The 15,290-nt window shown below is 31.6% G+C and carries 15 protein-coding genes; 7 read left to right on the top strand and 8 right to left on the bottom strand.

What is annotated here, in order from left to right; genetic code table 11:
* The first annotated feature begins 1 nt into the window (after position 1).
* Together DK441_RS20575 and DK441_RS20570 are read left to right on the top strand one after the other, a co-directional pair.
* On the top strand, positions 2 to 517 hold the full coding sequence (locus DK441_RS20575; protein ID WP_025664876.1) for a hypothetical protein: 516 nt from the start codon (positions 2 to 4) through the stop codon (positions 515 to 517).
* Positions 518 to 667: 150 nt separating this feature from the next.
* Positions 668 to 1,474 carry a redoxin domain-containing protein gene (locus tag DK441_RS20570; RefSeq protein ID WP_160112200.1) on the top strand — a complete coding sequence of 269 codons (807 nt, stop codon included), beginning with the start codon at positions 668 to 670 and terminating at the stop codon, positions 1,472 to 1,474.
* 7 nt (positions 1,475 to 1,481) lie between these two features.
* On the opposite strand, the gene DK441_RS20565 is transcribed toward DK441_RS20570, so the two are convergent.
* The 3 genes from DK441_RS20565 to DK441_RS20555 form a co-directional block, all read right to left on the bottom strand.
* Positions 1,482 to 1,850 (bottom strand): sulfite exporter TauE/SafE family protein, encoded by a 369-nt coding sequence (locus DK441_RS20565; RefSeq protein ID WP_074410136.1) that lies wholly within the window; start codon positions 1,848 to 1,850, stop codon positions 1,482 to 1,484.
* A 134-nt stretch (positions 1,851 to 1,984) separates the two neighbouring features.
* Complete coding sequence (locus tag DK441_RS20560; RefSeq protein WP_074410135.1) at positions 1,985 to 2,935, bottom strand: lytic transglycosylase domain-containing protein; 951 nt, start codon at positions 2,933 to 2,935, stop codon at positions 1,985 to 1,987.
* A 67-nt stretch (positions 2,936 to 3,002) separates the two neighbouring features.
* The gene (locus DK441_RS20555) at positions 3,003 to 3,674 is read right to left on the bottom strand and encodes an alpha/beta hydrolase (RefSeq protein ID WP_109853591.1); all 672 of its coding nucleotides are present in this window, start codon (positions 3,672 to 3,674) and stop codon (positions 3,003 to 3,005) included.
* A 297-nt stretch (positions 3,675 to 3,971) separates the two neighbouring features.
* On the opposite strand from DK441_RS20555, the gene DK441_RS20550 reads away from it, so the two are divergent.
* On the top strand, positions 3,972 to 4,283 hold the full coding sequence (locus tag DK441_RS20550; RefSeq protein WP_109852348.1) for an N-acetyltransferase: 312 nt from the start codon (positions 3,972 to 3,974) through the stop codon (positions 4,281 to 4,283).
* A 79-nt stretch (positions 4,284 to 4,362) separates the two neighbouring features.
* On the opposite strand, the gene mtaB is transcribed toward DK441_RS20550, so the two are convergent.
* Complete coding sequence (gene mtaB / locus DK441_RS20545; RefSeq protein WP_109852347.1) at positions 4,363 to 5,676, bottom strand: tRNA (N(6)-L-threonylcarbamoyladenosine(37)-C(2))-methylthiotransferase MtaB; 1,314 nt, start codon at positions 5,674 to 5,676, stop codon at positions 4,363 to 4,365.
* A 132-nt stretch (positions 5,677 to 5,808) separates the two neighbouring features.
* Between mtaB and DK441_RS20540 the strand changes: the two genes are divergently transcribed.
* Positions 5,809 to 7,440, top strand: coding sequence for an ABC transporter substrate-binding protein (locus DK441_RS20540; protein ID WP_235015797.1), 1,632 nt, complete (start codon positions 5,809 to 5,811; stop codon positions 7,438 to 7,440).
* Positions 7,441 to 7,595: 155 nt separating this feature from the next.
* Here DK441_RS20540 and DK441_RS20535 read toward each other — a convergent pair whose 3' ends face one another.
* From DK441_RS20535 to DK441_RS20525, 3 genes are all read right to left on the bottom strand, one after another.
* A complete protein-coding gene (locus tag DK441_RS20535) occupies positions 7,596 to 8,777 on the bottom strand; it encodes a GlmU family protein (protein ID WP_109852346.1) in 1,182 nt (393 codons plus the stop codon).
* A 1,014-nt stretch (positions 8,778 to 9,791) separates the two neighbouring features.
* Positions 9,792 to 10,043, bottom strand: coding sequence for a type B 50S ribosomal protein L31 (locus DK441_RS20530; RefSeq protein ID WP_024771186.1), 252 nt, complete (start codon positions 10,041 to 10,043; stop codon positions 9,792 to 9,794).
* 138 nt (positions 10,044 to 10,181) lie between these two features.
* Positions 10,182 to 10,658 (bottom strand): hypothetical protein, encoded by a 477-nt coding sequence (locus DK441_RS20525; RefSeq protein ID WP_109852345.1) that lies wholly within the window; start codon positions 10,656 to 10,658, stop codon positions 10,182 to 10,184.
* Positions 10,659 to 10,987: 329 nt separating this feature from the next.
* Here DK441_RS20525 and DK441_RS20520 point away from each other — a divergent pair, with 329 nt between their 5' ends.
* Together DK441_RS20520 and DK441_RS20515 are read left to right on the top strand one after the other, a co-directional pair.
* A complete protein-coding gene (locus DK441_RS20520; protein ID WP_109852344.1) occupies positions 10,988 to 11,515 on the top strand; it encodes a DUF4199 domain-containing protein in 528 nt (175 codons plus the stop codon).
* A gap of 165 nt (positions 11,516 to 11,680) precedes the next feature.
* A complete protein-coding gene (locus DK441_RS20515; RefSeq protein WP_109852343.1) occupies positions 11,681 to 12,208 on the top strand; it encodes a DUF4199 domain-containing protein in 528 nt (175 codons plus the stop codon).
* A 90-nt stretch (positions 12,209 to 12,298) separates the two neighbouring features.
* Here the strand turns inward: DK441_RS20515 and DK441_RS20510 are convergent, their stop codons facing one another.
* The gene (locus DK441_RS20510; protein WP_109852342.1) at positions 12,299 to 13,987 is read right to left on the bottom strand and encodes an AraC family transcriptional regulator; all 1,689 of its coding nucleotides are present in this window, start codon (positions 13,985 to 13,987) and stop codon (positions 12,299 to 12,301) included.
* Positions 13,988 to 14,218: 231 nt separating this feature from the next.
* Between DK441_RS20510 and DK441_RS20505 the strand changes: the two genes are divergently transcribed.
* Entirely contained in the window at positions 14,219 to 15,277 is a 1,059-nt protein-coding gene (locus DK441_RS20505; RefSeq protein ID WP_109852341.1) for a DUF4199 domain-containing protein, read from the top strand.
* Positions 15,278 to 15,290 lie beyond the last annotated feature (13 nt).

Genomic DNA, 15,290 nt, shown 5'->3' with positions numbered 1-15,290 from the left:
AATGTACAATAAAAATATAAAATTAGTAATCGCAGCAATCGTTACCGGAGTAGCAATATGGCAGATAGTAGAAGGATATGTAGGTAATGGAATTATGCTTATTTTATTAGCTGCAATTTTCGTCTTTTTATATTTTAAAAACGAATTAATCCTCCTGGCTTTCTTAAGGTTACGTAAACAAGATTTTGATGGTGCCAGAAAATGGTTAGACAAAATCAAAAACCCAGAAAGCGCTCTTACCACAAAACAACAAGGATATTACAATTATCTTCTTGGTATTATGCTATCTCAGACCAACATCACACAAGCCGAAAAACACCTTAAAAAGGCAATAAAACTGGGGTTATCGATGAATCAAGATCTTGCCGTGGCAAAATTAAATCTTGCGGGTATTGCAATGACAAAACGTCGTAAAAGAGAAGCTCAAATGTTGCTTACAGAAGCCAAAAAATTAGATAAACACAATATGCTTAAGGATCAGATCACTATGATGAAACAGCAAATGAAGAAAATTTAGGCATACTAATTGTATAGAAAATTACGTTTAATGATAGTTTAATACAATCTTTAGAACGTTTTTTAATTAAGTGAACATCAAAAGTTTTACACCTAAAAAATGTTTTTTTTGATGGCATTATATTACATTAGCTACCGTAATCTATTTATAATGAAGAAATTATTAGTATTAGGAATACTCTCTTTATATTTTAGCAATTCCTTTGCTCAAGAAGAAAGACAAATACCATTTTCGGTTGCTATTTCGGCACATATCGTAAAATATAACCAAAAAATTGATCTTGCATATAAAGATAAAGATCTAGAACATGCAGAATTCTTATTTGACTCCCTGGTAACCAACCACCTTAGCGGAACCTATATGGATAACTTTAATGTATATCCACTAAAAGGAGACCCTATTCTTTTAAGAGATTACGAAAAACCAATTTTTCTTATTACATATGCTTCCTGGTGTGTTCCTGGTGTTGGAGAAATTCCTGCACTAAATGATTTAGCCGATAGATTTCATGATCAGATTGATTTTGTAGTACTCTTCTGGGATAATAAAGAGAAATTAAAAGAAAAAGTAAAAGAATACAATAGTAACATTCATTTAGTTCATATTGATGAAAAGACCAATCAAGATTCATATATTATCAATAAACTAAAGCATGCATTAGGTTTTCCTATGATGTATTTTATGGATGGAAATAAAAAAATATTAGATATTAGAAAAATTGTTACTCATCACTCTAGTGAAACACTAAGTAACTCATACAACATTCACTTTAATTCGTTATCTAAAGGCGTTTCTCTTTTAATTGCTGATCTGGATTTAAATACTGAAATAAATAATGCTGAAGCTGAGGCAAAAGAAAATGAAGACGGACGTACAGATGAGGAACGAAATATTGACGAAGAATACGAAAGATATAAGCGAGAGCGAGATTCTATAAGTAACAAAAAAGATAATTAATAACTATCTATTTACCCATTATCATTTTTAAGGCTACTAGTAATAATACACCTCCAAAGATTTTTTTTAGTAATGCCTGGTTTATAGAAATTGCCAGTTTGCTTCCCAAATATCCTCCAATAATAAAGGTTACGGCTATTATAATTGCATATTTCCAATTTACAAACCCTTCCTGGTAATAATTATATGCCGCTAATAAGGTTACAGGAACTGCCAATACGGCAAGACTGGTTCCTTGTGCTTCGTGTTGAGAAAAATTTACCCACAAAATCAAAAGGGGAATCATAATCACACTTCCTCCTATCCCCAATGTACCACTAAAAAACCCGGCTAATAACCCAATTAAGATTAACGAAATAAGTACTGAAGTATTCACACATTTAAATTTTAGTAATCACCTGGTAACTAAGAACGTGTAACTACACAACATTCTCTTATTAAAAGCAGTTTCAAACATGAGTAGAAACTACCTTAAAACAAGTCGCTAACTTAATAAAAAATCTCAAATTTTTATTGCCCTGTTGTCGTTTTATAATATCCTTCTCTTGGTATTTTTATAAGATATTCTTTACCAGAATGATTATTTAAACGGGCTTCTCTAAGCCAGGGATTATGTAGTTTTAGAATCTTATAATTGATATCATATTGCTCAGCAAAGTCAGTAAAATCTGTAATAGGTTCATCTACCAGAACATTAAATGTAGGAATATGAGTATACAAATCTTCATCACTAAAGTTAAAACCATATTTCTTTGGGTTGCTCAATATTTCTTTTACTGCTACAATTCTAAACACATATCTTCCCGTCTCTTCTCCTAACAAAAGATCATAGTACGAAGCCACCTTTTGTTTTTCTAACCTTCTATTAACCCCTGCTCTACCTGCATTATATGCTGCTGCTGCCAAAGTCCATGAGCCAAATTTTTCTTTTGCACTTTTAAGATATCTACAAGCCACTTCTGTAGATTTTTCAATATGATAACGCTCATCTACATTTTCGTTTACCTCTAGTCCATATTCTTTAGCTGTACCTTTTAATATCTGCCAAAAACCTGTTGCTCTTGCAGGAGATACTGCCTGAGTTAAACTACTTTCTATTACTGCCAGGTATTTAAAATCATCAGGAACACCCTGCTCTTTAAGAATCGGTTCTATAATAGGGAAATACTTATTAGCTCTCTTAAAAAGAAGTAAACCATTAGATTGCCAGTAGGTGTTAACCAACAATTCTCTATCCATTCGCTCTCTTATATCCGGATTTTCTATAGGAACTAATTCTCCCGAAAAATTAAGATTATCTGGCATTGCAATAGCATATACATTATAATCATTTACTAATTTTTCTTCCAGAATTTCTTGAGCTAGTGGCTTTTCTGGCTGATGGTCTTGTGTAGCGTTTACTAAAATTCCGAAGGTGAACAGCACACCTAGAAGAACTAAAAATTTCTTAATTGTTTTCATTACTTAAGTAGATTTTGATTTTATTGGGGAATAAAATTTATTGTACAATATAGCGTAAAAAGTTAGATTAACGTAAGTTATCACTAATTATTTCGGGTAAATTTTTATTAAACCACCTTGCTCTATTTACAATCATAACATGAGTTCCCCCATCAACTGTTATACAATTTTTTATATTTGCGATAGGAAAAACGATGTCTTTATTACCATGAATATGAATAAGATCATCAGGTGTTTTTTCCTGATTCCAACATACCATATTTTCTATAGCCCAATCCAAATACCTTTTATCATTTATAGATAAATATTTTTGATACATCGCTGCACGTTTTTTTGCAAAATCACCAAAAGCTAATTTTTCCCAATTATCTATTTTAGAAACTATTGCCGTTGGCAACAATTTATAAGCCCTGGTCTTTCTTGCAATCTTAATTCGCTTGGGTAATTCGAATCTGCTTTTAACACTCGAAATAATGACAAGTTTCTTTAAACTCAAATACTTGCTCATCTCTTGCACCATCACACCTCCAAACGATACTCCGATCAAAATACAGTTCTTATGCTCAATTTCTTCACACATGCGTTTAGCATAATCCTCTATAGATTCATTCTTATTTGGGATTTTCCAAGGTAGGGTTTGTGTTACAAATTTATCCTTGGGAAGCTTAATATATTCGAATATCGAAACATCTGCTGCCATCCCTGGAACAAAGTAAACATGGCTAACTTCCTGCGACATAGGTATTTTAACAGTGGGTATTAAATTTAAAACTCTAATTTTCTTATCTTTGCGTATCAAAATTATAGTATTCCTTTGTTAGAAAAAAGGAAACATTAAGTTAAATTTTTGCAAAAGGGAATTTTAGAACTAACTAATCTTAGTTAGATGAAGCAAGGCAAAACCTTATTTTTATTAGGTTAATAACCTTTATTTCAGATACATATATCTAGAAAGTCTTCTCTAACAAGATGGTTATGATTAGTAAGGTTAGCTCCTTATAAACATTTGATTAAATACCTCATAATTTTAAAAAATATGGAGAACATGAGTGCTGTTGAATTAGAAATTATCGACAATGAATTTCTAAGACAATTCGAAACTACAATTGACGGTCAAAAAGCAAAGATCGAATACGCGCTACAAGAAAGAAAAATATTTCTTACTAAACTTATCATGAGTGAAGAACATCTTGAAAAAGGTTACGAACAAGATTTTATCATTGCAGTATTTAATGTAATTGAAGAACGCAATATTAGATTAGTACCCACTAGCCCTATTATTGCAAAATTTATGCGAAAAAACCGAAGGAAATATAAAGATTTACTTCCTGTTGGGATAAATATATAGTACACTACTCTAGTATAACACACAAAAGCCTGCTATACAGCAGGCTTTTGTGTGTTATATATCGAACTTCGCTTGATTTTTATGCTATAAAATCAAATCTCACCATCCCATCTTCATCAATAGCTCTTAATTCCACCCTATGTAAGGTATTCACATACAATGGATTCCATGGCATTTTTACTTTCACATAATTTTCGGTAAAACCATGTATATATCCTTCTTTATTTTCAGACTCAAACAGCACTGTTCTTTCGGTTCCTAACTGGCTTTCATAAAATGCTCTTCTTTTCTTTACAGATAATCCTCGTAACATTTTACTTCTTTTCTTTCTAACATCCAGAGAAACCACACCATCCAAAGCTGCTGCTACAGTATTATCTCTTTCAGAATAGGTAAATACATGTAAATATGAGATCTCTAATCGAGATAAAAAGTTATAGGTGTCTAAGAAATGATCATCGGTCTCACCAGGAAAACCAACAATAACATCTACTCCAATACATGCATGAGGCATTACTTCTTTAATTTTTTGTACCCTATTAACATATAAATCACTAAGATATCTGCGGCGCATCAGTTTTAATATATCATCATTCCCAGATTGTAAAGGGATATGAAAATGTGGCACAAAAGTCCTGGAACCTGACACAAAATCTATAGTTTCATTTTTAAGTAAATTGGGTTCTATAGACGAAATTCGTAATCGTTCAATACCTTCAACCTCATCCAATGCCTGTACGAGTTCGAAAAAAGTATGTTCATGTTTCTTATTTCCATACTCACCTTTACCATAATCTCCTATATTAACTCCGGTAAGCACAATCTCTTTAATTCCTTTTTCAGAAATTTCTTTAGCATTTTTTAATACATTCTGCAGGGTATCACTTCGTGAAATTCCTCTGGCAAGCGGAATTGTACAATAGGTACATTTATAATCACACCCGTCCTGCACTTTTAAAAATGCACGGGTACGATCTCCTATAGAGTAACTACCCACATAAAAATCTGCTTCTTCGATTTCGCAAGAATGCACTTCTCCAAAATCATTCTTAGAGAGGTCATTAATATAATCGGTAATCTTAAATTTCTCTGTAGCTCCCAAAACCAAATCTACACCATCTACAGAAGCTAGTTCTTCTGGTTTTAACTGGGCATAGCATCCCACAGCAGCTACAAAAGCATCTGGATTTACCTTTTGCGCTTGTTTCACTATGGTTTTAAATCTTTTATCTGCATTTTCGGTAACAGAACATGTATTAATGACATAGATATCTGCATTCTCAGAAAAATCTACACGATCAAAGCCTTCATTTGTAAAATCTCTTGCTATTGTAGAGGTTTCTGAAAAATTCAGTTTACAACCCAAAGTATAAAAAGCAACTTTTTTTCTCATAAAACATAAGTGTCATTTCCGCAGGGGCAGAAATCTCATTATATTTACCCATACCAAAACTCAAAAATATTGAGTCGCTCTAGAATAAATTTTTAGGGTGCAAATATACCAACAATAATTCGTTTACTAAAATTGAAGTGTGTTCATTATTTTTTCATAATTCGCTATTTAACAATAGCTTATATTTTACTTACTCTCGTATCCTGTAAAGATTCTTCTCAGGAAAACAGAGATCATTTGGTATTTCGGTATAATCAATATGAAAACATAAGTTCATTAGATCCTGCATTTGCGAGGGATGTTGCTAATATCTGGTCTACAAATCAGTTATTTAATAGTTTGATACAACTAGACGATTCTTTACATATTAAGCCGGATATTGCAAAAAGGTGGGAAATTTCTGAAGACGCCCTTACCTATACCTTTATACTTCGAGATGATGTAAAGTTTCATAAACATGAACAATTTAAAACCAAGGACAGCACTCGATATGTTGTTGCAGAGGATTTTGTGTATAGTTTTAATAGATTAGTTGATCCCAAAGTAGCATCTCCCGGTAACTGGGTGCTTAAAACAGTAGATGCCTATACAGCTATTAATGATACTATTTTTGAAATTAAACTAAAAAAACCTTTTCCTGCATTTTTAGGATTAATGAGTATGCGATACTGCTCTGTAGTTCCTAAAGAGGTTGTATCATTTTATGGCAGTGAGTTTAGAGCTAATCCTATTGGTACTGGTCCTTTTAAATTTAAATTATGGGAAGAAAACATCAAGCTCGTTTTGCGTAAAAATGAATTGTATTTTGAAAAGGGCAAAAATGGCAAACAACTCCCCTATCTCGAGGCTGTAGCCATTACTTTTTTACCCGACAAGCAAAGTGAATTTTTACAGTTTGCCAAAGGAAATATCGATTTATTAAACAGTTTAGATGCCTCATATAAAGATGAATTATTAACCCCTAGCGGAAAATTAAGAGAGAAATACAGAGAACGTATCAATATTAGCAAAGGTTCTTATCTAAATTCTGAATACCTGGGTTTCTACCTCGATACAGACAAAAAGGAAATACAATCGAAACTACTGAGAAAAGCCATCAATCATGGTTTCGACAGGAAAAAAATGATTACCTATCTAAAGAATGGTATAGGAACCCCTGCAATACACGGTTTTATCCCAAAGGGTATTCCCGGGTTTAATAGAATTCCCGGATATGAGTATGCCCCTGTAAAAGCTCGTAAGTTAGTAGAAACCTATAAAAAGCAAACAGGAAACAACAATCCAACCATACGAATTGCTACAGATGCAAATTATCAGAGCATTTGCGAATTTATACAGCGAGAACTTGAAAAAGTTGGATTAAATATCATAGTAGATGTAATGCCTTCTTCGACGATACGTCAAAAGAAATGGAAGGGAAAATTAGAATCTTTTCGTGCCAGCTGGATTGCAGATTACCCCGATGCCGAAAACTTTCTATCGCCATATTATAGTAAAAACTTTACTCCTCATGGCCCTAACTATACTCATTTCAAAAATGAAACTTTTGATCGCTTATACGAAGAAAGCTTCTTAATAACCGATATCAAAATAAGAGAGCAGCACTATGCAAAAATGGACTCTATTATTATTGCCAATGCTCCTATCGTTCCTCTATATTATGATCAGGTAGTTCGATTTACTCAAAAAAACGTAAAAGGACTCACTAATAATCCACAAAATTTCCTGGTACTAAAACGAGTATGGAAAGAACCTATTAAATAATTAAGGTTTGGCGTATTTATCTTATATGTTACCTAGATCAAAAGGTTTTCTAGTATAATTTGCTTCGACAAGCTCAGCATGACACCACGGTTAAAAACTAACACTCCAGAAAACACGTAGTTTTCTTTTATCGAAATTTATAGTACACAAAAAAATTACTTTTCATAACCCTTTCGCCATTGCCTGGTATCTTCAAAGATCTGCTCAAGAATCTGTTCTTCTTGTTTTGTGAATTCAACTTTTCTTCTCGACATAACTACATTAGCCACTTCAAAAGCTTTTTTGGTTAAGTAAGTGGTAAAACCTGCACTTCCTCCCCAGCTATAGCTAGGCACAAAATTACGTGGAAAACCTGTACCAAAAATATTGGCATTTACCCCCACTACAGTTCCTGTATTAAACATGGTATTGATACCACATTTAGAATGATCTCCCATCATCAAACCACAGAATCGCAATCCTGTTTTTGTAAAACTTTCTGCTTCATAATTCCATAAACGAACTTCGGCATAATTATTTTTAAGATTAGAGGTATTCGTATCTGCTCCCAGGTTACACCATTCTCCTATTACAGAATTCCCCATATATCCGTCATGCCCTTTATTAGAGCATCCAAATAGTACAGAATTATTGATCTCTCCTCCTACTTTAGAATGCACTCCAATAGTAGTACCGCCATAAATCTTTGCTCCCATCTTTACCACAGCACGATCACAAAGCGCAAAAGGCCCTCTAATCATACTGCCTTCCATGATTTCGGTATCTTTCCCTATGTATATTGGTCCTTTACTGGCATTAAGTGTTATAAATTCGAGTGTTGCCCCTTCTTCAATAAAAATATTTTCGGGTGCGATGATATTATTACTTTCAGGAATAGGCTGACTCTCTCTATCCTGTGTTAGTAGCTTAAAATCATCAGCAATCGCTTGTTCATTTTTTGAAAAAATATCCCAAGTATGCTGTACCGTAAACACATCAGTATCATATGCTATTATTTCATAGGCCTCAAAATCTACCTCCTGATCCTCTTTGACGTAAAAAGCGATAGGTTCGTCATCGCAAAAAATGGCCTGTTCTGGTTTCAGGTTTTTGATTGCTGTCACCAAGTTTTCTGATGGTAAGTAAGAAGCATTGATCATTATATTCTCTGCCAACTCTACCATAGGAAATTTTTCGCTTAGGTACTCTTCTGTTACTGTAGAGGTAGTATACCCTAAATATTTCTCCCATTTCTCGCGAATGGTTAATATCCCAATCCTAATCTCGGCAACTGGTCGTGTATAAGTAAATGGTAATAACGCATTACGTGAAGCACCGTCAAAAAGAATATAATTCATGTTTCGATTTCAAAAAATTAGTTAGTTATACGGCTGCAAAAATAAAGACGTTAATATTAAAAATAGTGCTGTTTGGCGAATTTATTTGTAAAATAATATAAATACTATAAGAGCAGAGATGTCACTGCGGGTGAAACTCTGTAAGAATTTAGTATCGAGAAGTACTTTTTAGTTATACATTTTCTTGTTTTCGATACATCAAATCAGAGATTTGGTACTACCATTGACGTATTTCATAATGATTTGTTTTTCATAAACTTATATACTCATAAATTTCATCTAATTTCCTTTGATTTGGCTTTCTGTTCATTTTAGTTCACAAGGTTTTTATTTGATAATATTGAGTTCATGAATCTACGATTTCTTTGCTCGCCCGGCAGCAAACAGAACCAAAAGAAAAGGCTCTCAACCACATCATCTCGCCCACAGCTTACGCTATGTCGTAAGGTATTTTTCAGTTTCACTGAAAACCAGATTTATTGTGCTAAAATCTTTCCAAGGCTTCATAGATGTTGTAAACGCAAAACAAATCTTATACTGGTGAAAAAAGATAATCAAAGCTCTGCTTTGAAACGTCAGCTTAAACACTGGATAAAATTTTATTTGATGTCTCAAACTGACGAAAATTTCTTATCCATTATTCTCATTAAAATAATAAAATGAATTTGTCATAATTTGAGTTCGATCTAAAAAAATCACGTCGATTCGAGTATCACGTTTTTGGGCATAGTGTATCGAACCCTTCGACAGGCCTGTCCTGAGTTTATCGAAGGGCTCAGGATGACAAGGGTTTGGGATCAAAAAAGCTATTCTCGATAGTCCTGCTGAGCTTGTCGAAGTACATTTTGTCTCCATTCCATTACGACAAAACACTCGAATTGACGCTTTTTTAAACATTATAATTTACGTCGAACCCAGATTCTAATTTAATGTGAATTTTTGAGAATGATTTAAATTAGCATAAAAAAAGCCTTTCCGGATTGGAAAGGCTTCTTATTATAGTATACTACTAAATTACTTTTTGAATTTAGCATATTTGTTTTTGAATTTATCAATACGTCCTGCAGTATCGATAAGTTTTGACTTACCGGTATAGAAAGGATGTGATGTTCTTGAAATTTCTAATTTCACTAACGGATACTCTACACCCTCTACCTCTAAAGTTTCTTTAGTATTGGCTGTAGATTTAGTTAAAAAAACTTCATCGTTAGACATATCTTTAAAAGCAACTAATCTATAATTTTCTGGGTGAATATCTTTTCTCATTGTAATATTTCTTTTCTATTTTCGAGGTGCAAATTTACAACTATTTTTTTAAATGCAAAATTATTTCACAAATTAAAGAACTGTAAATTAATTGATCTTGTAAACACCGATTAACTATGTTAGAATACTATAAAATTATTATTCTGCCTCGCAACCACAAAAAAAGTCAATCAAAGCAAGAAGAATCTTATCTGCTGTACCGACAGATCCACCTGTTCCACAACATCCATCTGACTTATTTGAACTTGTTATTACATTTAACCTTAAATACTCAAATTGGCTAGCAATAACATGAAACTCTTCTGGTGTTATATTTAAAGCTACAAGTTGATAATACACATCCAAAAATGCCTGAGTCTGAGCCCCAAGAAATCCCTGAACCATAGCCTCCAATTCAACTGAACTCAATGGTGCTGTTGTTGATTTTTGAGATACATCTTTAATAAATGCCTCATATTTTCCAGTTTTAACAGCACTATTATTAAATTCAATAATGGTTTGTTTGACCAGGTTTTCTTTCTCTGTCAATGAAACTTGTGTAGATTCCTCATCGCGGGAACAAGAAATAACAGTAAGGAAAGAAATTACACATGTAAAAAGTAATAGTTTTCTCATAAATACTAGTTTCGTTAATATATTTTTATACAATTCTAATTGGGGTAAGTAATTCTAAAAAAAGTTTAAAATTTAATAATTCATAAGGTTATCACCACCTAAAACACAAGATATCAACAGATTACTATTTTACAGTCATTTTTGGCGAATCCCCTTATTTTACGCCTGCTAACACCATATCACAACTACGGTAAAACCGTAATAACTTAGTAAATATACGATAAAAATGTGAATTATATCGATAAAGTGTTATTTTTACAATACCAATACCATTTTATTATATTTGCTTACCTAATTATGATTCATAGATATCTGAAAACATTTTTTATATGAAAGAAACTACCATTCCCTCTAAAAAATTTATTTTAAATTATGGTCTGATTTTAGGAATCATATCTATTATATATGGTCTTATTCTTTACGTAACGGACAATGTTGCAAGTAGAAATTGGATTTTTGCAGTTATAAGTGCAGTCATACTTATTAGTATTATTTTTTACGGAATAAACGCTTATAAAATGGCTAATAATGGTTTTCTAAAATTAGGAGGTGCTTTAAAAATAGGTATTGGTATTGCTTTAATTGGGGGAGTAATCTCTATTATTTGGAATGTTATACTAATGAATGTCATAGAACCTGATATGATGAACCAAATATTTGATATACAACGAGAAGAAATGATAAAACGAAATCATAACATGTCTCGAGAACAAATCGATCAAAGTATTGCAATGGCAGAAAAAATTAGCTCTCCATATGTTATGCCAATTTTTTCGTTAATCTGGAATTTATTCTTAGGCTTTATTATTTCTTTAATAGGAGGAGCTATTATGCAGAAAAACAGAGATGTTTTTTAATGTATACACATATTTTATCTACTTATTACTCTAAAGCTTATGTCTATTATATCTAAAAACACGAAGTAGACATTAGTCATCAATCCTATAAATTTATTACGCATCCTGTAACAATTTACTATATTTGTGTACTTATGTTTTATAATAACCAAAACTATAGTATATATGGAAAATGATAAAGCATCTGCCAAGAAAATTATAATCAATTACGGGGTGATCCTGGGAATTCTCTCTGTCCTAATGGGAGTAGTAATCTATGTAATGGATGGATATGCTGAGCAAAACTGGATACATTCTGTTATCGGTTTAGCGATTATGGTCGGTGTTACCGTATACGGGATAAAAGCGTATAAAGCTGCTAACGGTGGATTTCTTAAACTTGGTGAAGCCATAAAAATTGGGCTGGGTATTGCTCTTATTGGTGGTATCATAAGTGTTATTTGGACGATTCTATTAATGAGCGTTATTGAGCCGGATATTGTAAACCAAATGAATGAGGTACAGCGTGAGCAAATGATAGAGCGTTTTCCTGATATGCCAGAAGAGCAACTAAATCAAAGCCTGGAAATGACTAAAAAACTTACCACTCCATACATGATTTCTGCATTTGCGTTAATCTGGAGTTTATTTATAGGATTTATCATTTCCTTATTTGCGGGATTAGCCATGCAAAAGAAACAAGACTTATATTAATATATGAATATATCTGTGGTCATACCACTGCTTAATGAATTATAAAAAAGAATTGGATAGTATTTTACTATCCAATTCTTTTTTATAAAACTAAGTATTCTTTAGTTTCTTTATAAATGAAGAAGGGTAAATCCCTGTTTTTTTATGAAATGCTTTTGCAAAAGACTCACTAGTCTTAAATCCCATTTCTTCGGAAATCCCTTTTATAGAGTATCTTCTAAATTTCTCATCATCTCTTAATCGCTCAATTGCATATCCGATTCTAAGATCATGTAAATAATTAGAAAAATTCTTTTCTTTATAAATATTGATGATTTTTGATAGATAAGTTGAATTTGTTTTTAATTCTTTGGCTAACACACCAAGCGTATATTTTTTATCCAGATATCGTTTACTACTTTCAAAATCTTTTATCCCCCCAAGGATTTTCTGGACAACCTCCTTCGAAATGTTTAAGTCATTAAGATCATTTTCTTTCTTCGTATTAAGTTTTGGTTGAACTTCGGCAACCTTATTAGTATATGAAACAACAGCACGAAAACTTTTTCGATAGCGTTTACGGTCGTTATGAAGATAAATCATGATCCCAACCGAAATAATGAGTAATAATATCACTAAAATTATAATTATTCTATATTTAACAGCACTACTTTCTAGTTTAGAAATTCTGGTATCTTTGTTAGAAACTATTAAAGGTAAAGTATACTCGTTAATTATTTTCTGTAATACATTTGTTGTATTATTACTCTGCAAACTGTAAATTTTAGATTGCCTTTGAAGATACAATGATTCCTTTTTAACATCACCCTGCTCTTTAAAATGATTAATTAGTAATTTATATCCTTCTTGTAGCTCAGGAATAATATCTTCCTGGATTTGAACAACAGAATCCATCTTCATTAAATAATCAGCACTCTTATCTTTTGAATTAATACCAGCATAAGCTTTTCCTAAATAAAAATAAGAGGTTATTAGTCCCTGAAATTCATTACTTTTTTTTAGATATGGTAGTGTTTTAGAGATACTATCAATTGCATTCTTATATGTTTTCTTATGATAATCAGTAATCCCAGAATTAAGAACAAACAAAGTATATACATGCGTATTTCCAATATCCAATGTTCCTCTAATTCCTAGGTTATTATAATAAGCAGCAGAGTCCAGTATTTTTAGTTGATTAAATTCATTAGCTAGATCTAGCATATCTTGAAAGCGATTATCCAATTCTTCTTCTGAAGCATATTGATAACATTCTCGAAAAATCTTTATCGCTTCTTCATGTTTTCCTATTCTACTTTTTAGCCGCCCAATAGATCGATTATACCTGTAAAGCGTCCTTGAGTTAGATTTTTTTGTAATAATCTGGTCCGCTTTTTTATAATTGTTCCAAGCCTCCTGAAGCTGTCCTTTTTTCAAAAAATAATCCCCTTTTAATAAATATCCTCTGGTAAGAAGACCATTGTTTTTTAAACCTTTGGTTAATTCAATAATACTATCTGCATATTTAAGACATATTTCGTTCCCCTCATATAAATGAGAAATTAAAAAGAAGCCGTGTGCAATTACAAGATCTTCATTTTCATTTTTCCCTTTCTCTAAGTATCTATTGGCATATAGACGAGCTTTATCTGGATTCTCCTTATAATTATCAAAAAACAATTCATACAACTCAAAATAAGTTTTTGATTGAATAGAGTCGGGAATTTTAAAATCAACTCCTCTTTCCTGAGCAAGTAGTTTACAGTGAATGATAAAAATTAAAAGTAATATTCTTTTCATCTATTATATATATAGAACCAGATTTATTTCTTAGAAAATATTAAGTTTAAAAATATGACAAAATATTTGGCTAAGCACAAAACTAAATTTTAAACTCTTTGATTCTTTTTATTCAAGCTTTTAAAAGTTAACTTACAAAATCAATGAGATATTTTTAATACATTTACCCACCTTCATCTCTTATAGTATTTTATTATATTTAAACAATCATTTTCTATATAGAAATCAATAATGAGAAGTAACAATATTTCTAGCAAAAATATTATTATCAAATATGGAATAGCTCTTGGAATTATATCCATTATATATAACTTCATTCTATATACAACTGATAATGCAATCTATATAAGTCTAATAGAAGGAATGATAGATTTAATGATACTCATTTGCATAATTACTTCTGGAATATATAGATACAAAGTAACAAATAAAGGCTTTTTAGAATTAGGAAAAGCGATAAAAATTGGTGTTTCTATTGCCATAATTGGCGCTTTAACACTTATTGTTTATATCATTTTATTCAGGAATATAATAGAACCCGAAATGACAAACCAAATAGTTGATGCACAATACAAAAGAATGATTGGCAATAACCCTAATATGTCTCAAGAAGAAATTGGAAAAAACATAGTTTCAATGAAAACAATTAATTCTTACTATATAAATTCTGTGACATCATTAGTTTCAAACTTATTATTTGGATTTGTTATATCCTTGATTGGAGGAGCAATCATGAGAAAAAAAATCATAATGCAACAATCAATAATGAGAAGTAACAATATTTCCACTAAAAAATACATCATCAAATATGGAATAATTATTTGTATTGCATGGATTATATTAAATGTTGTTCGTTATATGACCAGCAATATTTTTAACCTTTCTATATGGGATGGTAGTATAGAATTTCTCATACATAGTATTCCAGTTATTTGTGGAATATACGAATACAAATCTAAAAACAATGGTTTTTTGAAATTGAAGAAAGCTTTAAAAATAGGTATGAGTATTTCCTTAATTGGTGGAATGACATTCTGCATATGGACCTTTTTTTTATTGTATGTAATAGAACCTGGGTTGATGAATCAACGTTTCAATGACTCCAGAGAAAATATTTTTCTAAAAGACCCAAATATATCTCCTGAGGAAGTGCACAAAGTTATGGAGTTTCCTGAAACAGCGCTTTCCCCATATATATACATTCCTACTGTTCTTCTTTTACATTTATCTTTAGGATTTATAATTTCCTTAATCGCAGGAGCTATTATGCACAAAAAGAAAAACTTATAACAGACCATAAATT

Source organism: Aquimarina sp. AU58, from assembly GCF_900312745.1.
GTDB classification, from domain to species: Bacteria; Bacteroidota; Bacteroidia; order Flavobacteriales; family Flavobacteriaceae; genus Aquimarina; species Aquimarina spinulae.
The sequence above is the reverse complement of the archived record's forward strand: the minus strand, read 5'-3'. Positions and strand labels throughout refer to the sequence as shown.